This window comes from Gelidibacter maritimus, assembly GCF_014062315.1.
Classification (GTDB): domain Bacteria; phylum Bacteroidota; class Bacteroidia; order Flavobacteriales; family Flavobacteriaceae; genus Gelidibacter; species Gelidibacter maritimus.
In genome coordinates, this window is sequence record NZ_JACGLT010000017.1 from 61,021 (window position 1) to 83,403 (window position 22,383).

Annotated in this window: 23 protein-coding genes; 16 read left to right on the plus strand and 7 right to left on the minus strand. The window is 37.6% G+C overall.

Annotation, left to right across the window (positions count from 1 at the left end; genetic code table 11):
* Window positions 1-14: 14 nt before the first annotated feature.
* Window positions 15-332 carry a four-helix bundle copper-binding protein gene (locus tag H3Z82_RS16515; RefSeq protein WP_182206608.1) on the minus strand — a complete coding sequence of 106 codons (318 nt, stop codon included), beginning with the start codon at window positions 330-332 and terminating at the stop codon, window positions 15-17.
* A gap of 238 nt (window positions 333-570) precedes the next feature.
* On the opposite strand from H3Z82_RS16515, the gene H3Z82_RS16520 reads away from it, so the two are divergent.
* Window positions 571-1,176: a thiamine phosphate synthase gene (locus H3Z82_RS16520; protein ID WP_182206609.1), complete on the plus strand. Its 606-nt coding sequence runs from the start codon at window positions 571-573 to the stop codon at window positions 1,174-1,176.
* A gap of 15 nt (window positions 1,177-1,191) precedes the next feature.
* On the opposite strand, the gene H3Z82_RS16525 is transcribed toward H3Z82_RS16520, so the two are convergent.
* Window positions 1,192-3,345, minus strand: coding sequence for a TonB-dependent receptor (locus H3Z82_RS16525; RefSeq protein WP_182206610.1), 2,154 nt, complete (start codon window positions 3,343-3,345; stop codon window positions 1,192-1,194).
* Window positions 3,346-3,563: 218 nt separating this feature from the next.
* On the opposite strand from H3Z82_RS16525, the gene H3Z82_RS16530 reads away from it, so the two are divergent.
* From H3Z82_RS16530 to H3Z82_RS16540, 3 genes are all read left to right on the plus strand, one after another.
* Window positions 3,564-4,232 (plus strand): lysoplasmalogenase, encoded by a 669-nt coding sequence (locus H3Z82_RS16530; RefSeq protein WP_182206611.1) that lies wholly within the window; start codon window positions 3,564-3,566, stop codon window positions 4,230-4,232.
* Between the two features lie 168 nt (window positions 4,233-4,400).
* On the plus strand, window positions 4,401-4,895 hold the full coding sequence (locus H3Z82_RS16535) for an RNA polymerase sigma factor (RefSeq protein ID WP_182206612.1): 495 nt from the start codon (window positions 4,401-4,403) through the stop codon (window positions 4,893-4,895).
* Window positions 4,896-4,899: 4 nt separating this feature from the next.
* The gene (locus H3Z82_RS16540) at window positions 4,900-5,541 is read left to right on the plus strand and encodes a hypothetical protein (RefSeq protein WP_182206613.1); all 642 of its coding nucleotides are present in this window, start codon (window positions 4,900-4,902) and stop codon (window positions 5,539-5,541) included.
* A 199-nt stretch (window positions 5,542-5,740) separates the two neighbouring features.
* Here H3Z82_RS16540 and H3Z82_RS16545 read toward each other — a convergent pair whose 3' ends face one another.
* Both H3Z82_RS16545 and H3Z82_RS16550 read right to left on the minus strand, forming a co-directional pair.
* Window positions 5,741-6,550 carry a lysophospholipid acyltransferase family protein gene (locus H3Z82_RS16545; protein ID WP_182206614.1) on the minus strand — a complete coding sequence of 270 codons (810 nt, stop codon included), beginning with the start codon at window positions 6,548-6,550 and terminating at the stop codon, window positions 5,741-5,743.
* An 86-nt stretch (window positions 6,551-6,636) separates the two neighbouring features.
* Window positions 6,637-7,278: an NUDIX hydrolase gene (locus H3Z82_RS16550; protein WP_182206615.1), complete on the minus strand. Its 642-nt coding sequence runs from the start codon at window positions 7,276-7,278 to the stop codon at window positions 6,637-6,639.
* A 6-nt stretch (window positions 7,279-7,284) separates the two neighbouring features.
* Here H3Z82_RS16550 and H3Z82_RS16555 point away from each other — a divergent pair, with 6 nt between their 5' ends.
* Both H3Z82_RS16555 and H3Z82_RS16560 read left to right on the plus strand, forming a co-directional pair.
* Window positions 7,285-7,992, plus strand: coding sequence for a peptidylprolyl isomerase (locus H3Z82_RS16555; RefSeq protein WP_182206616.1), 708 nt, complete (start codon window positions 7,285-7,287; stop codon window positions 7,990-7,992).
* A 62-nt stretch (window positions 7,993-8,054) separates the two neighbouring features.
* Window positions 8,055-10,211 (plus strand): M3 family metallopeptidase, encoded by a 2,157-nt coding sequence (locus H3Z82_RS16560; RefSeq protein WP_182206617.1) that lies wholly within the window; start codon window positions 8,055-8,057, stop codon window positions 10,209-10,211.
* Between the two features lie 270 nt (window positions 10,212-10,481).
* Here H3Z82_RS16560 and H3Z82_RS16565 read toward each other — a convergent pair whose 3' ends face one another.
* Both H3Z82_RS16565 and H3Z82_RS16570 read right to left on the minus strand, forming a co-directional pair.
* Window positions 10,482-11,108, minus strand: a complete 627-nt coding sequence (locus H3Z82_RS16565; RefSeq protein ID WP_182206618.1) for a trimeric intracellular cation channel family protein — start codon at window positions 11,106-11,108, stop codon at window positions 10,482-10,484.
* 407 nt (window positions 11,109-11,515) lie between these two features.
* Window positions 11,516-12,232, minus strand: coding sequence for an RDD family protein (locus H3Z82_RS16570; protein ID WP_182206619.1), 717 nt, complete (start codon window positions 12,230-12,232; stop codon window positions 11,516-11,518).
* A gap of 24 nt (window positions 12,233-12,256) precedes the next feature.
* Between H3Z82_RS16570 and H3Z82_RS16575 the strand changes: the two genes are divergently transcribed.
* Genes H3Z82_RS16575 through H3Z82_RS16590 form a run of 4 tightly spaced genes read left to right on the plus strand, consistent with a single transcriptional unit; the run spans window position 12,257 to window position 16,247 of the window.
* Entirely contained in the window at window positions 12,257-13,240 is a 984-nt protein-coding gene (locus tag H3Z82_RS16575) for a stage II sporulation protein M (RefSeq protein ID WP_182206620.1), read from the plus strand.
* A complete protein-coding gene (locus H3Z82_RS16580) occupies window positions 13,241-13,969 on the plus strand; it encodes a hypothetical protein (protein ID WP_182206621.1) in 729 nt (242 codons plus the stop codon).
* Window positions 13,966-15,171: a DUF4350 domain-containing protein gene (locus tag H3Z82_RS16585; RefSeq protein WP_182206622.1), complete on the plus strand. Its 1,206-nt coding sequence runs from the start codon at window positions 13,966-13,968 to the stop codon at window positions 15,169-15,171. The genes H3Z82_RS16580 and H3Z82_RS16585 overlap by 4 nt, the downstream gene beginning before the upstream one ends.
* Before the next feature lie 5 nt (window positions 15,172-15,176).
* Window positions 15,177-16,247 carry an AAA family ATPase gene (locus tag H3Z82_RS16590; protein ID WP_182206623.1) on the plus strand — a complete coding sequence of 357 codons (1,071 nt, stop codon included), beginning with the start codon at window positions 15,177-15,179 and terminating at the stop codon, window positions 16,245-16,247.
* 245 nt (window positions 16,248-16,492) lie between these two features.
* On the opposite strand, the gene H3Z82_RS16595 is transcribed toward H3Z82_RS16590, so the two are convergent.
* On the minus strand, window positions 16,493-16,963 hold the full coding sequence (locus H3Z82_RS16595; protein WP_182206624.1) for a DUF4442 domain-containing protein: 471 nt from the start codon (window positions 16,961-16,963) through the stop codon (window positions 16,493-16,495).
* Window positions 16,964-17,109: 146 nt separating this feature from the next.
* Between H3Z82_RS16595 and H3Z82_RS16600 the strand changes: the two genes are divergently transcribed.
* The 6 genes from H3Z82_RS16600 to H3Z82_RS16625 all read left to right on the plus strand — a co-directional run.
* On the plus strand, window positions 17,110-17,556 hold the full coding sequence (locus H3Z82_RS16600) for a DUF4870 domain-containing protein (RefSeq protein WP_182206625.1): 447 nt from the start codon (window positions 17,110-17,112) through the stop codon (window positions 17,554-17,556).
* A 221-nt stretch (window positions 17,557-17,777) separates the two neighbouring features.
* Window positions 17,778-18,122, plus strand: a complete 345-nt coding sequence (locus H3Z82_RS16605; protein WP_182206626.1) for a PadR family transcriptional regulator — start codon at window positions 17,778-17,780, stop codon at window positions 18,120-18,122.
* Entirely contained in the window at window positions 18,115-19,944 is a 1,830-nt protein-coding gene (locus tag H3Z82_RS16610; RefSeq protein WP_182206627.1) for a PspC domain-containing protein, read from the plus strand. The genes H3Z82_RS16605 and H3Z82_RS16610 overlap by 8 nt, the downstream gene beginning before the upstream one ends.
* Before the next feature lie 110 nt (window positions 19,945-20,054).
* A complete protein-coding gene (locus tag H3Z82_RS16615; protein ID WP_182206628.1) occupies window positions 20,055-20,765 on the plus strand; it encodes a head GIN domain-containing protein in 711 nt (236 codons plus the stop codon).
* Between the two features lie 127 nt (window positions 20,766-20,892).
* Complete coding sequence (locus tag H3Z82_RS16620) at window positions 20,893-21,729, plus strand: GIN domain-containing protein (protein ID WP_182206629.1); 837 nt, start codon at window positions 20,893-20,895, stop codon at window positions 21,727-21,729.
* Window positions 21,730-21,920: 191 nt separating this feature from the next.
* Window positions 21,921-22,383 (plus strand): transposase (locus tag H3Z82_RS16625; protein WP_317172446.1); only part of this gene is annotated, 463 nt, incomplete at its 3' end.

The window sequence follows — 22,383 nt, forward strand, 5'->3', positions numbered from 1 at the left end:
TAAATAAGATCGATTTATGCAGCTATTTTTCGACATTCTTCTGCACATTTACGGCAAGATTCCGCACATTTTTGACAATGTTCGTGGTCGTGCTGCTCACATTGCTCCGCACACCAATCGCAAATCTCTGCGCATAACTTACAGTATTCTGCAGCATATTCACTGTCTGCCGCCATCATTTTAATGGACACTAAGCAGGCGTCAATACATTCTACACAACATTTTGGGCAGTCATTCATGCTTTTCATTCCTGCCATTTCGACAAGGCAATTTTGACAATCTACCAGGCATTTTTGGCAGGCTGCGATACATTTTTCATATATTGTTTTCATAATAATAAAGAGTTTTATGCAATATATTTAGTTTGCAAACAGAATGGTATTCCAAAAAATAAAAGCTTTGACCCAATCAATTAATCCACGATGCGTACACCACATTTTATAATAAACGGGTTACTGCAAAGGTTTGGCTTCTCAAGCTCACAATCTTTCAAGATATTTGTATCTATGCAAAGGAATGAAGGACAATTAAAGTAGATCCAAGAAAGGAGCTGATAACCATTTACCCATTATGATTGTACTAATAGCACCCAAAATTGATATTGAAAACGAAACACAGATTCTAAATCAGCTTTTTTCGGCAGGTTTAGAATGTTATCATTTGGCAAAACCAAATAAGAACTCTCAAGAGCATGTCGATTTTATAAAAGAAATAGATCTAAAATTTCACAATAGAATCGTCCTCCATCATTTTCACGAATTGACAAACATGTTTGATCTTAAAGGAATTCACTTTGAAGAAGAACAACGGCGCAATTATATCGAAACTCCAACCCGCTATTTTAAAGATTTAAACCTTTTCGGAAAAACCATCAGCTCTTCTTTTAGTGAATTAAATGATTTGGTGGATAGCGATTTCGAATACGACTACCATGTCCTAAGTTCAATATTTGTTTCAGGAAATCAACCTAACGTTGAGGGAATCCAAGTTAAGGTCAGCGATATCGATAAAAATATTATTGCCAAGTACGAATGTGATCTCAGCACCATTCAGAAAGTTTTTGATTTAGGTTATAAAGGTGTAGCCGTATCAGAAAAAATTTGGCATAACAATGAACCGGTTGCAAGTTTCACCAAATTAAAAGCCCACCATGATGCCATACGGACACTTCTATAATCTCAGCGCTGTTAATTATAAATTATCCAATTGATTATCCGTCCCGTCATCACTTATGGTCCAAAAGAACCCCACAAAAAAGAACTGATCTGTCGCCGGACGTAAGGCTCGTCTATTAAATTTGCCATTCACGTTAGTCGTATTTGAATATTGATAGCCATTGATGTTTTTAAAACCCAGGGCATTATTCACGGAAAAATAAAGAATTTTTTGCGGACTCAATAGATATGCCCAATTCAAACTTACATTATTATAAGACTTTGTTTTAGCGTTCAGAAACCCGTCAGCGTTAGGATTGGTATAAGGTCTTCCAGAAGCAAAAGTATAACTAAACCCGACTTGGCTTTTCCAGTTATCGATCCAATATTTACCCACCACCGACAGGTTATGCTTGTTGACGAATTCAGGTTGTGCTGCATACGGATAGTTTTTATAATCTCTTTCGGTATCCAAATAAGAATAACTTATCCAATAATCAACATTCTTAATATTCTTATTATCTCGCCAAAACAAATCTAAGCCTTTAGCATAGCCACGACCAGAATTATCAAAATTGGTCTCAAAATCTATAAACGCTGAGTCGTATTTCACCAAGCGTTGATAGCTTTTATAATACGCTTCCGCTCTAAAAATCCGGCCTTTGGCATTATACTGATAATTGAAAATATAATGGGTGGTTTTCTGCGGTTGGAGAGCTTGATCAAATTTTAAGATATCATTATTCGGATTTTGATAAAAATTACCATAAGCCAATGACACTTGACTCCTTTTTGATGTCTTATATGCCAATGATAATCGCGGCGCAATTTCGGCAGCCTTAAACAATTGGCTATAATCTATTCTTATCCCAGCTTTAAGTGCCAACTTTTTCGAAAAAATAATATCCGCTTCAGCGAAAGTGGCTGCAATATCATCCGTAAATCCATATTCATTGGACGTAACCCTCTCATTTTGGAAACTCTCATTAAAATGGGTTGAAAAATATTCGGCACCGAAATTCAGTTTCAACCGACTGCTGAATCGACGCTTCAATTTAAATTTGGCGTGATACGAATTCTCGATATTATCAATATCATTTTCTATAATGCCAACATCTGTTTTGCCGTGTGTATAACTCAATCCACCAAATACAGACCATCCATCAGACAGCATACCTTGATAGGACCCATTAAAATAAAGATTGTTGTTTTTTAATTTAAAATGGCCCCGTTCGGCATAGTTGATATCTTCTTGTTTCAATTTGAAATTGGAGGTATCAAAAGCCGTATAAAATTTCAGAAGCCCATTATCAAAGTGTCGTCTATAAACAGCTTCACCAGATGCCGATTCAACAGGCTTTTCCCAATCATTTCGATCTGGAAACAGTGCAACATAAGGTGCCAAATTGATATAAGAAGCATTCACGCTCAACGAGCTTTTTGCCCATTTTTTAGTTTTACCGAGACTACCACCTAAAGTCATCAGACCAATATCTGTTTTGTTCTGATCTGCTTCATCAATGGTATTGAGCAACAGTACGCTGGAAAGTGCCTGTCCGTATTCCGCAGAATAACCGCCTGTGGAAAACGTAATACCATCAAATAAAAACGGCGAATAGCGCCCACGTGTAGGAGTGTTGTTAGTTGTGGGCGAATAAGGTGTAAATACCCGAATGCCATCAATAAAAATCTGTGTTTCATCAGCCTCACCTCCACGCACGAAAAGACGGCCATCTTCGGCCACGGTGGAGGTGCCAGGCAAAGTCTGCAAGGCACCTACAAAATCGCCCAAGGCACTCGCAGTAGTTACCACATCTAATGGTTTCAAGACAGACACCTTACCATTATCACCCGCTTCAAAGGTGCCTGCAGACAGGACCACGGCATCCAAGGTATTGACGTCTTCACGAAGTTTAATTTTTAAGTTCGTCATTGTTTCGACCTCAACATGTTTTTTAAAGGTTTCAAAAGATAAAAAGGAAACAACCAGAGTTTGTGTCCCCGATTTATTGGTAGTAAATGAAAAGACTCCCGAAGCATTGGTCGTTCCACCATCATAAGAGCCTTCCAAATATACGTTGGCACCGACTATAGGCAGCCCTTTGGCATCCGTTACTCTTCCAGAAACTGTGGCTTGACCAAAGCTGTTTATAATTGTGAAATAAAAGAGGAATCCGAATAGTGCTTTCATAATAATCCTTAGTTGGTTCGATAATGCCGTTAGTGGCCCGAACAAATCTGTTCTGGTGTACAGTACTTACGGTTTGATTGATTGCACAAATGTGGAGGGATTCAAGTAGTTTCGAAATTATAAAGTTCCGAACTGTCATAATTTAACGACGAATTGAGATTTGACTGGTAAAGTCCGTATTTCTATCATTTTAGTATCTTAGGTCCAAAATCCAACCGATGCTGACCAAAACCGAAAAACAATTCACCATTCTGTTTATTCTACTTCTAATTGCAGAACTCATCTGTGTCAGTTTTGAAAGTTTATCAACATGGCGTTACTTAACAAAACCATCCTTACTCTCTGCTTTAATTGTTTACTTTTATCTAAACAGTAGGGCACTCACCTCCAAAACTAAAATCACCACTTTAATTGCGTTGATCTTTTCTTTAATGGGCGACGTATTTTTAATGTTTGTTGACCAATCTCCAAATTTTTTCATGCTTGGATTGGCCTCCTTCTTTTTGGCACATGTTTTTTATATACTGATATTTTGGAAGCGAAGAAATTCTAAAATCAATCCCGTAGGTTTTTTAGCAATTTTGATAGTGTATGCCATCGGACTCTTTTATCTGCTCAAAAACAGTTTGGGCAACCTATTGATTCCGGTAATTTTTTATATCATTATTATTTTGTCAATGGCTATTACAGCATTTTTAAGACAGGGAAAAGTTTCAAAAATAAGTTTCGTTTTGGTGTTTTTAGGCGCTATATTGTTCGTCATTTCAGATAGCATATTGGCCTTAAATAAATTCTATATGCCGCTAAGGTTTTCGAGCGTCAGTATCATGCTATCGTATGCATTGGCGCAATATTTTATCGTCATGGGACTCCTAAAACAATCATAGACATTCTCTATGATTGACCTTTAATACCTTATAAATCAGATTTCAATTCCCTTTCTATTAAAGCTTTAATTCAACATCAAAACCATAGTATTGTTTTTATAAAAATTCTTCCAATTGCTGTAACAATCCTCACTTTTTATCTACTAACACTATAACTAACCACTGGATTTGGACAAAGAATTAGAACATAGTTTTGTCGCGTTGCTTGAGGAGCACCAGAACATTGTGCACAAAGTTTGTAGGCTATATACAAACCATAGAGAGGCGCACAATGATTTGTTTCAGGAAATCACCATTCAGCTCTGGAAAGCCTACCCTAAGTTTCGCGGTGATGCGAAATTTAGCACTTGGATGTATCGTGTTGGGTTGAATACCGCCATTACTTTATACCGAAAATCGAAACGTACGGTCAATACGTACGAGTTGGAAACCTTTCAGTTTAAGATCAAGGCTGAAGAATATGATGACACTGAAGAGCAGCAGTTAAAGTTGCTGTATCAGGCCGTTCATCAATTAAATGATATTGAAAAAGCCCTCGTATTCCTGTATTTAGAAGAGAAAGATTATCGAGAAATTAGTGAAACCTTAGGGATTAGCGAAGTTAATGCAAGGGTGAAAATGAACAGGATCAAAAAGAAATTAAGAACAATACTTAATCCGTAATTATATGGATGAATTAGAATTATTAAAAAAACATTGGAAACAGCAGGACACCCAGTATCCTCATGTTTCAGCCGATGCTATCTATAAAATGATCTTGAAACGATCGTCGTCTATCGTCAAATGGATCTTTATTATCAGCCTTTTGGAGTTTGCCCTTTGGACAGGACTCACCTTATTCTTAAAAGATTCGAAGAACGCGCAACATTTTGACCAGTTTGACTCTGATTACCTGATTATCCCACTGACCGTTATGGGCTACGTGATCTTGATCTATTTTTTCTATCTATTCTACAAAAACTTCAGACGCATCTCGGTGACGGATAGCGCGAAAGTACTTATGGAGAACATATTAAGAACACGCAGAACAGTTAAAAACTACGTGATTTTTAATTTAGGTTTTATGGTTCTTTCTACTGTGGTGGTACTGTATATTGAATTTGATCAGGACACTGCCTTAATCCGAAAAACGCAGGCCGCTGCGGCCAATGGCGAACTCTTTATGTTCTACGCTAAAACCATATTGATAGTAGCCGGCGTCCTTGCTGTTCTTATGGGTATATTACTATTCTTCTATTGGCTGATCTACGGTTTGTTATTGAGAAAGCTCAATAGAAATTATAGAGAATTGAAAAAATTAGAGCTGTAGTTTTGTTTGGCCCGAAGTTCGAACATAGGTTCAAACAAATGGGCATAGTATCATGAGTATAAGATTAATACGTAGAGACCAAACCTAACTTAAACGGCGTGGGGTTGAATTTTACGTTTCGTATTTGTTGGAACTGCCACGTCCATTTTGACAACGACAAGAAGAAAAAAAACTAAATATTTGCTTGTTAGAGCGCTTCTTATTCTGGCACTCTCCATCTCCTAAGTTTGTGCAATTCTTGTTGCGCCATTATTTCTTCCTGTGGAATTACTTTTAAGAATGACGGATGTTGTTCAATGGCATACTCAATCTTCTCTACGATCTGATCAATGGTTTCATTATCATAATCGATCTCCAAGGGTTTTTTAATTTCCATGGATTGAAGTATATTTTTCTTCTTTATGCGGATGCCCTTTTTATCAAATGAACGCCTAAAACCATCAATAACGATTGGCACCACTATAGGTTTATAACGCTTAATAATATGTGCCGTTCCTTTTCTAATAGGCTTAAAAGGTGTGGTTGTACCTTGAGGAAATGTAATCACCCAGCCATCATCCAATGCTTTGGAAATGGCCGTAATGTCGCTCATCTTAACCTGACGGTTCACCTCCTTCCCTTCTGACCTCCAGGTACGCTCAATGCTGATGGATCCCACATAGGCCAATATTTTCGGCAATAGGCCATCCTTCATCGTTTCTTTCGCGGCAACATAATAAATGTTCAATTTAGGGTTCCACAAATAACCAATGTTCTTGATATTATCATCCCGATTGCTCAAGCTGGCATTGAAAACGTGGAACATTGCCACGACATCAGCAAAATAAGTTTGGTGATTGGATATGAACAGGACATTGGTATCCGGAAGATTCTTAATGACCTCAGAACCCTCTATTTGCAGCTCATTGAAACCCCTGAAACGCCTGTGTGTTGCTGCGCCAAGAATACGGATGAGCCATTTTTTTACAAAAAGTATATGTCCAAAAGGGTTTTTTTTAAATAATCCCATTGTTTTTATTTACGATTAAGAAATTGTACTTGTGATATCTGCTCCTCCCTCCTTCCCCAGAAAACAAATTTAGCAAAATCCACAGCTTAGAGCACTTTTTTTAACAAGTCTTTTATCTCACTGAGCATCATAGCAGTTGCACCCCAAACGGTATGTCCGTTCAATTTATATACGGGTACCTCCACTTCTTTTTCCAACGATGTCATGAGCATTTGCGAACTCACATGGGCATCATTCATGAAATCGGTTAAAGTTACCTCAATTAAATCTTCTACCTCATCATCCTGTTTTAAAAACTGAGGCGTCTTAAGCGTCACTCCCAAATAAGGGTACACTGTAAAGTTGCTGGGAGGAATATAAAGATCGGTTAATGCCCTTAATACCTTCATGTCTTTAATGGGCACGCCTACTTCCTCAAAAGTCTCCCTTAGTGCCGCATATTCTAAAGACGGATCTTCAGGCTCCAACTTCCCGCCCGGAAATCCAACTTGGGCAGAATGCACTCCACGGTAGGTCTTTCTTAAGATCAATATCAGCATGGTGGTGTTATCATGACTTGGATAAAACAGGGCCATAACGCCCGCCTTGCGCGAATATTTCCGAAGCTCACGTTGTTTTTCAATCAATTCATTGCGATATTTAGGCGACATTTTCAATTGTGAAGCATGTCCCGGAAGCGGAATATGTTTTATTTTTGAAATAGATTTTAAAAATGTATCAAAATTCATTTAGATATGAGAATTTTAATGTTCATCGGGGTGTTTTTTATCTTGGTTAATTGTGAAGATAAACAATCTCGTCAAAAAAATAGTCATTCCAACCTAGATTCCCTGTCTTCTAAAGACATTCCAACTCCAAAGAAGCCACCTGCAAAAAAGAAGCGTGAATTTCCAAAACTGACCGATGAAAATGCAATGGAATTTTTTCTACAGTATGAAAAAGAAAATAAGGAAAATAAGGTCCGAATTACAACCGCTTTTGGAACGATAGATATTTTGTTGTTCGATGAGACGAAATTCCACCGCGCCAATTTCATTTTTTTAACCAAGCAAAACTATTTTGACAACACTCAGTTTTATCGCATCGTCAATAATTTTGTCATTCAGGGAGGCAATAGTGACAATGTTGCTATTGCCGAGAAACGTCGAAAAATCGGACAATACCTACTGCCAACAGATACCAACCGTGGCTACCTTCACGATAGAGGTGTTGTCAGTATGCCAAGTAGCGACATTGAAAATCCTTATAAAATGGCCTCGCCCTATCAGTTTTTTATTGTGCAACAGCAAGGCGGAGCGCATCATTTGGACGGCGACTATACGGTATTTGGAAGGGTTATAGATGGGATGGATGTTGTAGATACCATTGCCGCTCAAGAAACCGATGGTTCCGAATGGCCTTTAAGAAACATCTACATTGAAAAAGTAGAAATTATCAATTAATTAAGACAATTGAGCCTTAAAATCGATATCTTGACAACCTTAAAAAATTAACACTAAAACCAATGACAAAACACAATCTAAAACACATTAAAACACTGAGTTTATGTGTCTTGATTGCCTTTACAAGTTGTAAAGACAATGAAAAAAAAGAAACCAGCATGGCGCAAACTGACAATATCCTTTTAAAAGAATGGACAGGCCCTTATGACGGTGTACCTGCTTTTGACAAAATGAAAGTAGAAGACGTAAAAGAGGCCGTTTTAAAAGGTATGGAACTGGGATTGGAAGATATTGAAAAAATCGCTAACAACCCTGAACCACCAACTTTTGAGAATACCATAGTTGAAATGGAACGCTCTGCCGAAGAACTGGGCCGTGTTTTCACCTACTACGGAATTTTGAGCAGCAATATGTCTTCTCCTGAATTCAGGGATGTACAGGCAGAATTGGCACCGAAATTGTCTGAATACAATTCTAAAATTTCCCAAAACGAAAAATTGTTTGAAAGAATTAAGGCGGTTTACGATGCTTCGCAATCCACTCCGTTGGAAGCTGATCAACAACGCGTGGTAGATTTGACCTACAAAAGTTTTGAGATGAATGGCGCCAATTTAGATGCAGAGAAAAAGAAGCGTTATGCCGAAATCAATAAAGAACTATCCTCGCTTTATACCAAGTTCTCAAACAATGTGTTACATGATGAGGAAAATTATGTCACCTATTTGAATGAGGATCAATTGGGTGGGCTTTCAGAATCCTTTGTCAAATCGGCAGCTAAAATTGCTTCAGACAAAGGTCAGGATGGGAAATATGCCATTACCAATACACGGTCTTCAATGGATCCGTTTTTGACTTATTCTACTGAACGCGAATTACGCAAACAGGTATGGACCAACTATTATTCCCGTGGCGATAACGGTGACGAATACGACAATAACGACTTAATTGCTGAAATTCTACAGCTCCGTAAAGAACGTGTTGGCTTACTAGGGTATGATAATTACGCCGAGTGGCGCTTACAGGACCGTATGGCCAAAACACCAGAGAATGCCATGGATTTAATGATGGCTGTATGGCCAGCTGCCATTGCAAGGGTAAAGGAAGAGGTGGCTGATATGCAAGCGGTAGCAAATGCCAGTGGCGATAACATTACCATTGAACCTTGGGACTACAGGTATTACGCTGAAAAAGTACGTCAGAACAAATACGATTTAGATAGCGAAGAGGTAAAGCAATACTTGCAGCTAGATAAGTTGACACAAGCATTATTCTATACGGCAGACCGTTTGTTCAATTATAAATTCACCCCAGTTCCTGAAGGAAGCGTACCTGTTTTTCACGACGATGTAAAAGTTTGGGATGTTACTGACAAAGATTCTGGAAAACATATTGGTTTATGGTATTTGGATCCATTTGCACGCGAAGGGAAACGTTCTGGCGCTTGGGCCACAACTTATCGTAGCCATACCACATTTGACGGCGATGAAACTGTTTTGGCGTCCAATAACTCCAATTTCGTAAAACCTGCTCCTGGCGAGCCTGTTTTAGTATCTTGGGACGATGCAGTTACATTTTTCCATGAGTTTGGACATGCACTGCATTTCTTCTCTTCCAATGTAAGATACCCAACCTTAAATGGTGGCGTTAGGGATTATACCGAATTCCAATCGCAGTTATTAGAGCGTTGGCTATCTACCGATGAAGTGATCAATCAATTTTTGGTACACTACAAGACTGGAGAGCCTATCCCGGCAGCATTGGTTGAAAAAATTAAGAATGCTGCTACATTCAATCAAGGTTTTGGAACCACCGAATATTTAGCTTCTGCATTAATCGATATGAAGTTACATTTGGCTGACCCTGAAAATATCGACATTGATAAATTTGAACGTGAAACGCTTAGTGAATTGAATATGCCAAAAGAATTGGTGATGCGTCATAGAACGCCACACTTTGGTCACGTATTCTCAGGTGAAGGTTACGCCACAGCGTATTACGGCTATATGTGGGCCGATGTATTAACGGCTGATGCTTCTGAAGCCTTTAGAGACGCTCCAGGAGGTTTTTATGATGAAGCCCTTTCTGAAAAGTTGGTGAAGTATTTATTTGCACCAAGAAACTCGATGGATCCAGCAGAAGCTTACCGCTTATTTAGAGGTCGTGATGCTAAGATTGAAGCCCTGATGAGAGACCGAGGTTTTCCGGTGCCTAAGAGTTAATTAAAGCCTTTTTATAGTATTAAAAGCCACGTATTGCATGTGGCTTTTTTTGTTTTAAAGATAAGGGAATTACATCTGATAGGCTTTAAGCAGCTTGAATCAAAAACCTCGCAGCCCGTCCAGCCGGCACAGACGCCCAAGCACACGGAGCATGGCCAAAAAAGTTATCTTTTTGAATGAGGCAAGCCTTTGCATATTAAACTCCACTTATCAGAATCAAAAGGAGATTGTAAATAGTAATTTTGGCAGACAGTCTATTTCTCCAAGATTCTAAACCGATCTATTACGTTCATTTTTGTATAAATTAGGCAAGCTGATATTAAATCTCACCGCAATCAATCGCACAGAAATAACCACAGCACCTGCAATCATAAAAACAATATTATCGTCAATTGGAAGCTGTCTCAAGAGAAAATAAGTGATACCTCCCAATATACAGGCCGTTGCATAAATTTCCTTTGTTCTGAAAATAACGGGAATTTCATTGGACAAAATATCCCTGAGCACGCCGCCAAAACATGCCGTTATTGTTCCCAATGATATACATATAAAGGGATGTAGGCCCGCCGACAAGCCTTTTTCAATTCCCACTACGGTGTAAAGTCCAATACCAATGGAATCAAATAACAACAAAGATTTACGCAAGTAATTTATTTTCTGTTTAAAAATCACCGTAAATACAGTAGCTGCAAAAATGACATAGACATAGGTCATATCCGTCATCCAAGTTACTGGAGTAACACCAATTAAAATATCTCTTAGTGTTCCGCCTCCTACCGCAGTCACAAAGGCAATGATAAGAACTCCAAAAGGGTCCATTTTCTTATTCATGGCAACAGAGACACCAGAAATAGCAAAGGCAATCGTACCGAGAATGTCAAGGGTTTGTAGAAACATAGGTATTCAAAAATTTATAAAGCGGGCAAAGATACTAACACGTATTGGGCTATCGGACTTTTATTGGAATAAAATATTGCATAGCTATTTTTGACTATTATACAATAGCTGGAAAAACAATAACTATCAGATTTAAATTCCCTCTTGGTGATTTTTAGGCATCAAAGAGTACAAAATTAGTGCAGCGTTTAATATGGGGCTTTGGAACACTTTTTTTAAAAAGCTAAATTGTAATTTAACCCAGCATTTAATTGAAGAGACTCCGCCAGAAAGTGAGACAAGCGATTCGCACATATTTTTCGAAAAGTAAATAAAACTTTTGTAGAAGCTAACTCCAAGAGATCCCGCCCAAAAGCGGGATAAGCGATTCGCACATATTTTCCGAAAAGGAAAATATGGCTCTCTGCTTACATACTTTGGGTGTAATAATTATAATCCTTTAAAATGGTATCGATAAATTGAACATCACTACCATTGATGGCTTTGATCTCAATAACCTCAGTAATTTTGTTGCGCAATTTAGTCAGGGTTTGATAATCATTGGCTGACTTGGCAACAGTAAACGTGTCCTTTATAATCCGCGCATCATTGTCCGAAAGTTTAATTACGGTGGGATAAGTGGGTTTATAATCGTCCGTCAGATGTTCTAAAATCGTGTGACTGATATTCACTTTGTCCTTTAATAAGATTACTGAAGTTCCTGCAGCCATATCGCCCAATCGTTGTGATCGTTTACTGAAGAGAATGACAAAGAATCCCAATCCAAAAATATAAATATCCACAATCCTGAAAAACCAACGCACGACATAATCGGCGAGTGACGCCTGATACCCATCAATCTTAACTACTTTAATTTTCATGACCTTCTTACCAATCGTCTGACCTTCCAAAAGCGCTTCCAATACCAAAGTGTAAAAAACTACGGGCAAGCCAAGTAGGGTGTTGATACCAATCTGCGACCATTGGTCCATGTCCTGAAAAGCTCCAAGACTCATGTTTAAGATAGTGATATAGCCAATCTTTATGAGCATGTCAATGATAAACGCCATCAACCGTTCGCCCACCCCAGAAGCCGTAAAATTTATTTTTACATTTTGGGTTGTGTTAATTTGTAACTCTGACATTTTATATATTATTTTAACGACAATATGAGAGAGGTTGCGTTTATCAAACAAAATAAAGAAAAATGGCTGAGTTTTGAAACTGCCATTTTTAATAATGATTTTAAAAATCCCGATGAACTCGCCTCTCAATATATTCAATTGATCAACGATTTATCCTACGCGCAAACTTACTACCCCAAAAGTAAAGTAATTACGTACTTAAATCAATTAGCAGCCAAAGCTTTTCAAAAAATATATAAGACAAAACGCGAAGACAGCAATAGAATCGTCGCTTTTTGGAAAACTGAGGTACCATTGATTATGCATCAATACCGTAAATATGTCTATATCGCTTTTATCATCTTTACAATTTTCACGGCTATAGGCGCATTTTCAGCGGCGAATGATGGTGAATTTGTCCGTTCTATTTTAGGTGATGAATACGTCAATATGACCATAGAAAATATTGAAGCCGGAAATCCTGTGGCAGTTTATAAAAGTGGCAGTAACTGGGGAAGTTTTATAGGCATTACCGTCAATAACTTGCGTGTTGGTATTATTGCTTTTGTTTTGGGTGTTTTTGGCGGTCTAGGTACGATTTATATTTTATTTAAAAACTGCATCATGCTCGGTTCTTTTCAGTATTTTTTTTATGAAAAGGACGTGTTTTGGGAAAGTGTTAGAGGTATTTGGATCCATGGATCCATGGAAATTTTCGCCATTGTCATTGAGGCAGCGGCAGGACTTATACTAGGTGCAAGTATCTTATTCCCAGGCACACATTCCAGATTTACATCGTTTAAGGAAGGTGCCAAAACTGGGGTAAAAATTGTTATTAGCACCTTCCCTTTCACTTTTTTTGCAGGGTTTTTGGAAGGGTTTATCACAAGATATTCACAAGAAATGCCCAAAATAATCTCTGTTGGTATTATCTTAGTCACATTAGGTTGCATTAGCTACTATTATCTAATTTATCCGTTTGTGGTCAAGAAAAAACTCGACGCGCAATTGATTCCCATAATCGCTTAAATGAAACTTCGCCTCACGCTTATATTTACGATCAGTATGATGCTCCTCCACGGAAGCACATCAATATGGGCGAATATTTCTGTGCAGCAGCCAACAAATGAGCGTCGATTCCAGGAAGGTTTTAAAGATAATTATTCTGGTAGAAACTATAATTATGATGGGAAAGCAGCCGTCCGATCTACCTCAACCAAACATGGCGATGCTTCCAAATACTCTCAAGACAAGCCTTTTGTAGGTGAGGATAATAATGCAAATGAATTTTCTTTTGACTTCAGTGCATTCAATTGGTTTTTTATTCTCATTCTAATCCTTGCTGTGGGATATTTGGCCTACACGCTTCTAAATGATGGAAGCAGCAAACTGTTTTCTACAAGACAAAACGAAAAGCTACAATCGCACAGTGAAATTACCGCAGATAACATAACGCAAACGGATATCAAAACACTCATCAAAAAAGCCGAACAAACTGAGGATTACCGTTTGGCCATCAGATATTACTATCTATTGGTATTAAAACAATTGACGCTAAAAAACTTTATTAAATATGAGGATGATAAGACCAATGCCGAGTACATGAACGCTATTGCCTCTAGGAACTTCAGCAAGGATTTTGCTTATACATCCTACATTTATGACTACACCTGGTATGGCGAATTTGCATTGGATAAAAGACAATACGACTTGGCCAAGAATAGTTTTGTTCAACTCATTAAAGCGGTCAATTCATGAACAAAACCTTAGTCACTATTCTTGTAATTGCCGCCACAGTTATTACCATTGCCATTACATTGGACTATAGCAGTAACCGCACCGTTGATTGGACCGAAAGCTATAATGAAAAAAGTAATAAACCCTATGGTGTAAGCGTGTTTTATAAAGAGTTGCCAAAACTATTTGAAAATCAAAAACTAAAACCCATTTACTACTCGCCCTATAACTATTTTTACGCCAATTCAGAAGATGGCTATGGCGATCACGTGGCCGAAGGAAATTATATATTAGTCGGCAATTCCGATTATTTGGACGATGCAGATGTGGAAGAATTGTTGATTTTTGCAGGCCAAGGGAATACCCTTTTTATGTCGGATTACAACTTTCCGGAGTTACTGTTGGACACTTTAAATTTGGGCGTAAAAGTCATTAAAAGCCAAGACAGTATCGTAAGATTAAGCTTTACGCATCCAGATATAAAGTCCAAAAACACTGAAATTGATAAAAGTGATAGTGCTTCCTATTTTTCAAGATTTGAAGCTGAAAACCATAAAACTTTGGGCTATATCAATAATGATCTTAATTTGACCAATTTTTTAGAGATTCCTTTTCATGAAGGTACAGTTTATCTGCATTTGGAGCCAAAAGCGTTTACTAATTACAACATTTTAAAAGATGATCGATACCGTTATGTCGAAGGTGTGCTCTCCTATTTACCAAATCAGACTATTTATTTTGATTCGTACACCAAGTTTTTCGATTCTTATTATGGTGACGCCGAAGAAAAGTCAAGTTTGAGTTGGTTTTTGCAACAGACATCCTTTAAGTGGGCCTGGTATTTGGCTTTACTATTGACTTTATTATTTATGATTTTTAATGCCAAAAGAAGACAACGTATTATTCCGATAATAAAACCCTTGGAAAATACGACCGTTGGATTTGTAAAAACCATCTCCAATCTTTATTATGAAACCCAAGACCATAAAAACCTAATCGATAAGAAAATCACATATTTCTTAGAAAAAATAAGATCAGAGTACAATTTAGATACCCCCAATTTAAATGAAGAGTTTATCACTAAACTTTCTCAAAAATCTGGTAAGAATAAAGAAACCGTCAAAAAAACCATTAATTTCATCAATTGGTTACGGACTAAGAATGAGTTTTTTGAAGAAAATCTTTTAAAGCTCAACAAACATATTGAAGAATTTTATTCATAAAAACTATGGAAGAACAACATCCCAATGAAGGACAAACCCCGATAGAACATACACCAATTTCCAAAGACATTCAAGAAGAAACCACTCGGGTAGAAGCTACTCAAGACTTGAAGTTCACTAATCGATTGGACCTTTCAGAACTGCAAACCAATGTGCAAAATATGAAAGCCGAAATCGGCAAAGTTATTGTAGGTCAGACAGACATGGTGGATATGCTTTTAGCGTCCTTACTTGCCAAGGGTCATTCGCTGATTGAAGGCGTTCCGGGTGTGGCAAAAACAATTACAGCAAAACTGATGGCAAAATCATTGAGCGTTGACTTTAGCAGGATTCAATTCACACCAGATTTAATGCCGAGTGATATTCTAGGAACTTCAGTATTCAACCTGAAATCGACAGAATTTGAATTTAAAAAGGGGCCCATTTTCAGCAATATGATCTTGATTGATGAAATCAACAGAGCACCTGCTAAAACGCAAGCCGCTTTATTTGAGGTTATGGAGGAGCAGCAAATTACTATTGATGGGAATTATTACAAATTAGAATCGCCTTTTATGGTCTTGGCTACCCAAAATCCGATAGAACAAGAAGGCACCTACCGATTGCCAGAAGCACAATTAGACCGTTTCTTGTTTAAAATTGACGTGGGCTACCCCAACTTAGAAGAAGAAATTGAGATTTTAATGCGTGAACATAATTTACAAGATGGTGTTAAGACAGATGCGGTCACTCCCTTTTTAACAGCTGAACAAATTACTACATATCAGTCGCTCGTGACGCAGGTATTGGTGGAAGAACATTTGTTAAAATATATTGCCGATTTAATTGTAGCTACCCGACAACACCAGTTTTTATACTTAGGAGCTTCTCCAAGAGCTTCCATTGCAATTTTAAAAGCCAGTAAAGCATTTGCCGCGATGGCCGGTCGCGACTTCGTAACTCCAGAAGATATTAAACGAGCGGCAGTTCCTGTATTACATCATCGTGTTATTGTGACGCCAGAACGGGAAATGGAAGGAATCACCAGTACCGATGTAATCAAACAAATCATTGAGAACGTAGAAATCCCTAGGTAGTTTTTTGTGGGTATAATTCTGTTCACAAGATTCTGTTTGCAGGATTCAGTTGCTAATAGTTGACAGTCTGCAGTCCAGGTTTCCCGCGTCCGCTAGTGTCACCCTCCTATATTGCGTTCCAAACGGGCAGGCAGGTTTGAGGTTGTATAATCAATTTTATCGCATGGACATTAACCTCATTTCATAAAAGATACCATCTTAATACCAACTACACTCCACCAACTACCAACTACCAACTTTAAGCTTCATGCGCCTTGCTTCTTTTCCCTCACCTTCAAAGTCCATTCAAAATTAAAATTTGAAACTTCCACCCCGTCTTCATTGGTTCCAACGGAATTCATCCAAATGGTTTGACCTTCGCCCGTTGTAATCGCATTTTTTATGGCTTCGTCAACTTTATATCCGTCCGTACATTTAAAATTGATACGACCAGTGGCTTTTTTTGTAAATGTGGCATTGTTACTGGCCACTAACATAGATATTGGTTGTCCACTATTTTTAATTTTTGACATCACCAAGGCGCCGGTAGTCAATTCCGCCGCCATCCCTTGTACCGCCCAAAACATAGAGTTAAATGGATTTTGATTAATCCAACGGTGTTTGACACGGACCTTGCATTGCTCATCATCAATATAGGTGGCCCTAACACCACAAAAAAAAGCAGAAGGGAGTTTGAAGCTTAGAAAAGCATTGAGTTTTCTTGGAGATATATTCATTTTGAATTCTTGATTTGCGCTAATTTATCGATTATTTTCGGGACCACAACCTGTTAAATTTTTGTTAATTTATAGTACTATGTTTTGCATAATACCTTCTTTAAGATATATATTTGCATAAGCCACTATTATATACAAATAAAAACATGATAGATAATCACCATAGAAACATCGCCACATTCATCCATTTGTCTACTTTTTCGAGATTCATCGTTCCTTTAGGAAATTTTATTGGTCCGCTTATTTTATGGAGCGTTAATAAGGAGAAGTCTGAATTTATTGATACCCATGGTAAGCAAGCCATAAATTTCCAAATTAGCATTTTATTATATGCCATTATTTTAGGTGTTTTAACGGTTCCATTTTTCATTTTTGGACTTCTGGGACAATTGAATTTTTGGAATTTCAGCAATTTTGATAATTTTCAAATCGGTTTTCACTCAGCTTCTCCCCTATTGTTTATAGCTGGTGGCTTTGGGTTTTTGGCCGTTATCGGCTTTATTCTGGAACTGATTTTTATTGTCATTGCAAGTTTAAAAGCGAGGGATGGCGAAATTTACAAATATCCACTGACCATTAATTTTTTAAAATAACAATTCAGCAACCCGTCTGCACTAAAAAACAAATTCTGGCATGTCAATCAATCAAAAAACGACCAGTTTCATCTTATATAAGTGCCTCGGCGACTTAACACCCAGATTTGGGAATCAAATACGGGTAAAAGATAAACATTGCCAGAACATCATCAATCGAACAGAAAATGTCTCAATGCTATTAATCAAAAGCATAGACTTTTAAAACATAAAAAAGAACTATGAAAATTGAAAATACCAAAGCTCAAATGCGTAAGGGTGTTCTTGAATACTGCATTCTCTCCGTCCTAAAAGATGAAGACGCCTATGTTGCAGAAATTCTGGCAACACTTAAGGATGCCAAGATGCTTGTTGTAGAAGGAACGATATATCCTTTATTGACGCGACTTAAAAACGCGGGCCTTTTAGATTATCGATGGGAGGAATCCACCTCAGGTCCACCCCGTAAATATTATAATCTTACAGAAAAAGGTCAGTTATTTCTAACAGAATTAACTACTACTTGGAACGAATTAAAACACGCAGTCAACTTAGTAACCACCACAAAACAATCAAGAAATGAATAAGACAGTCAACATAAATTTAGCAGGTATATTTTTTCACATTGATGAAGATGCGTACCTAAAGCTGCAACGTTATCTTGAGGCCATTAAACGCTCATTTACAGACTCTCAGGGCCGATCTGAAATTATTGCAGATATTGAGGCGCGCATTGCCGAACTTTTTAATGAACGGGTTCAAAACCACAAACAGGTAATCCGGTTAAAGGAAGTGGATGACGTGATTGCCATTATGGGTCAACCAGAGGATTATTTGGTTGATGATGAGATTTTTGAAGATGAGCCATACAGTACCTTTCAAGAAAAAAGTAAAAGTACTTTTTCCAAAAAGTTATTTAGAGATAGCGACAATTCTTATATTGGAGGTGTAGCCTCTGGTATTGGTCATTATTTGGGTATTGACGCCATTTGGGTGCGCCTCATTTGGATCTTATTGGCCTTTGGTTCTGGTGGTACATTTATTTTTATCTATGTCCTATTCTGGATTTTGGTACCTGAAGCCATTACCACTGCTGAAAAGCTAACCATGACGGGAGAACCGGTCAACATTAGCAACATCGAAAAAAAAATTAAAGACGGATTTGAAAATGTATCTCAAAATGTCTCTGATGCGGTAAAAAATATGGATTTGCCAAAACAAGGCAACAAAATAAGAGCTAATTCAAAAACATTTTTTGATTCACTGGGTGAAATCATTCTATTTTTCCTGAAAGTAATTGGAAAATTTATAGGTGTTATTCTTATAATGATTGGTGCTTCTACCTTGATTGCATTAATTGTCGCGCTTTTTTCAGTAGGTGTTGCCCATATTATTCATGTGCCAGGAATAGATTTTATACATGCCACAAATGCCGCTAACATTCCTGTTTGGATGATGTCCTTATTGCTTCTATTTGTAATTGGCATTCCGTTTTTCTTTATTTTCTATTTGGGATTGAAAATATTGGTCAATAACCTGAAGTCCATCGGTCAAATTGCTAAGTTTTCATTACTCGGATTATGGTTACTCTCCATTATTGGCTTGGTCATTATAGGGGTCAAACAAGTTAGTGAATATGCGGAGGACGCATTTGTACAACAGACCGAAAGCATATATAGTACCCAAAAAGATACGCTATACGTAACCATGGTGCACAATAAATCGTACAGTAAACAATTTGGAAGACACAGTAACCAATGGAAGCCCGTATATAATGAAGAGGACCAAAAACTACTGTATCTGACAGATGTTAGTTTAAATTTAAAATCGACTAAAGATTCGGTGGCATCCATAAAAATTGAAAAAAGTTCAAGAGGCAACTCCTATCAAAATGCAAAAAAGAGAGCCGAAAAAATCGATTATAATTATACCGTCTCTGAAAACACACTGAAATTTGATGGATTTTTAACCACGGCATTTGATAACAGATATAGAGACCAAGAGGTTGAAATAACTTTATACTTACCGGAAGGGACCGTTCTGTTTGCGGACAAAAACACATATTCGTTTTATGGAAATCACCTTAAGAGATCCGCATATATGAATAATACCAATTTTAGCAGGATTAAAAACATCAATAAAAACCATATTTTGATCAATGGAATGGAAGGCCACTATTTGCAGGTATTAGAGAATGGAATCAAATGCTTGGATTGTCCAGAAGACAATGAACTTGGTAACGATTCCACCGACAACAGCTCCGAGTTTAGAATGGATGAGAACGGTATAAAAATCAAAAGCAAGGTCAATTCTATACAAATAAACCAAGATGGAATCGAGTCAAAAACTGAACGTGTAAAAGTGAACATTGATAGTAATGGCATAGAAATTACCACGGACGACATTTAATTTTTTTTTATTATAACAGTCGGTCAGCATAAATCAACAGTTCAGTAGATTTAATTGTCCATGGCCTTCAATTTAGAAGATATTTGATCAATAACTAAAAACAAACCATCATGAGCACATTAATCAAAATTATTGTTACGGCCATTCTGAGTCTATTGTTAAGTTCCTGCAACTTCGGTTTAGGGGTTATTGGAAATGGCAATGTTATTACAAAAGAACGTACCATTTCTGGTAATTATGACCAGATTGAGATAAGCCGTGGATTGGATGTTTATCTTGCCCAAGGCCAATCAGAAAGTATCAAGGTTCAGGCAGATGAGAACCTACATGACATAATTATCACTAAAATTGAAGACAATACCCTTAAAATTTATGCCGATGAAAACATCAGTCGCTCATCGGCAAAAAAGGTCCTCGTTGATTTTAAAAATGTTTCTAAAATTTCCTCCTCTAGTGGTAGTGATGTTTATAGTACCACTAGTATATCCGCCGAAAATTTAGAACTCAATAGTTCTAGCGGAAGCGATATGGCATTAGAAGTAAAGGTTAGAAAATTAACTTGTAAGGCCTCAAGTGGCAGCGACCTTGAATTGAAAGGCACTGCAAGCACCTTGATTGCCCGGGCCTCAAGTGGTAGTGATATCAAGGCAAAGTATTTGGAGACCTCTATAACAAATGCAAATGCCTCTAGTGGTGCAGACATTGTAGTTAACGTATTGCAAGAATTAACAGCCAAAGCGCAAAGCGGAGGTGACATTACCTATATTGGCAGCCCCGAAACCATCAATAAATCGGCTGGTGTTTATGCAAGTAAAGATTAGCGAAAATGAGGTAAAATATGATCATATAACCAATCTCCTCACTTGTTTTTAGAACCATTTCAAACCTTATTAAATGTTTGGGATGGTTTTTGTTTATATTTGTTAGTATAAACCCTAACTCAGTAAAATGAATAAAATCATTTTTGCATTTTTATTGTCGCTATCCTTCACCGCTTTTATCGCTGCTCAAGAAGATGAAAAAGTTAAAGGTGATAGAAATGTAACCATAAAGCAAACCTATATTGATCCGTTTAATTCGATCATTGTAGGCGAAGATTTTACCGTTGAAATCATCTATAACAGTAAGGCTTCTGTAGAAGTAGAAGCAGACAGCAATCTTCACGAATATATTCTTTTTGAAGTTGTTGACGGTACCTTAACGTTTAAAACCTCCAAAAGGATTACCTCTAGCCGGAGGATGAATATCAAAGTAAATTATACGGACGGATTGGAAAATATTGAAGTGATTGAAAATGGAGAACTCCGTTCCTTAACTTCTTTAGAACTGAAAAACACCACCTTGAAAACGACAGGATCATCGCGCGCCTATCTCAATATAAAGACGAACGAATTCAATTACACCGCATTAGATAAGGCCAAAGTAAAACTGAATGTCAATGCCACAAATGCTGTAATTATTCTTAGCGATAATGTAAGAATGGAGGCTTTGCTCAATTCAAAATCGGCCAAGATAGACCTTTACCAACGGGCCAATGCCAAGTTGGAAGGAACACTTGAAACTACGCAATTGCGTGTGGATAATTCATCAAGTTTTAACGGCAAGGAGTTTTTGACCGATACCTGTGACCTCATTGCCGATATGAGTAGTTCTGCAACCATTCGGGTCAATGACACTATTACAATTGAAGCAACAGGGAACAGCGAAGTTTATTTGTATAATGAACCAAAAATTACGCTCACCAAATTTACGGGAAATTCAAAATTACAGATGAGAGATCGGTAACAACCTTAGTTAGACAAACTAAAGATTCATTAATACTTACTCAACAAGTAGTGCACATTCATCTTTTGTATATGCATATTTAGTTGTAACCTGAGTTCGATTGATAATATTTGATTTTTTTGTATAAAAAAAGATAGATTTTTAGTAAATTAAAGTGTTGAAATTCAATTTTTTAATCTAAAAACCTATCCATGATAATCTATTCTAAAGTTACTGAAATTTTTTGTATCGTCGATGAATTTTGCAGGGAATATTCCGAAGTGGTCGACAGATCCCTTATCGGCAACAAGCCCAAACGCCCTCCCGTTATGTCCCAGAGCGAGATAATAACGATAGCGGTTATTTTTCAGTTGAGCGGTTTTAGGTGTTTCAAGCACTTTTATCTTTTCTACGTGAAGACCCATATGAAAGATGATTTTCCCGACACGGTCTCCTACAATAGGTTTACTGAGCTTATGCAACAGAACTTGATGGCCATGACGCTGTTCCTAAAGACCTGTTGCATGGGCGAATGCTCGGGCATCTCCTTTATCGACTCGACCCCGGTAAGGGTGTGCAAGAACAAGCGCATCCCCAACCATAGGGTCTTCAAGGGCATCGCCACTACGGGGCGTTCCACCATGGGCTGGTTCCACGGCTTCAAGCTGCACATCA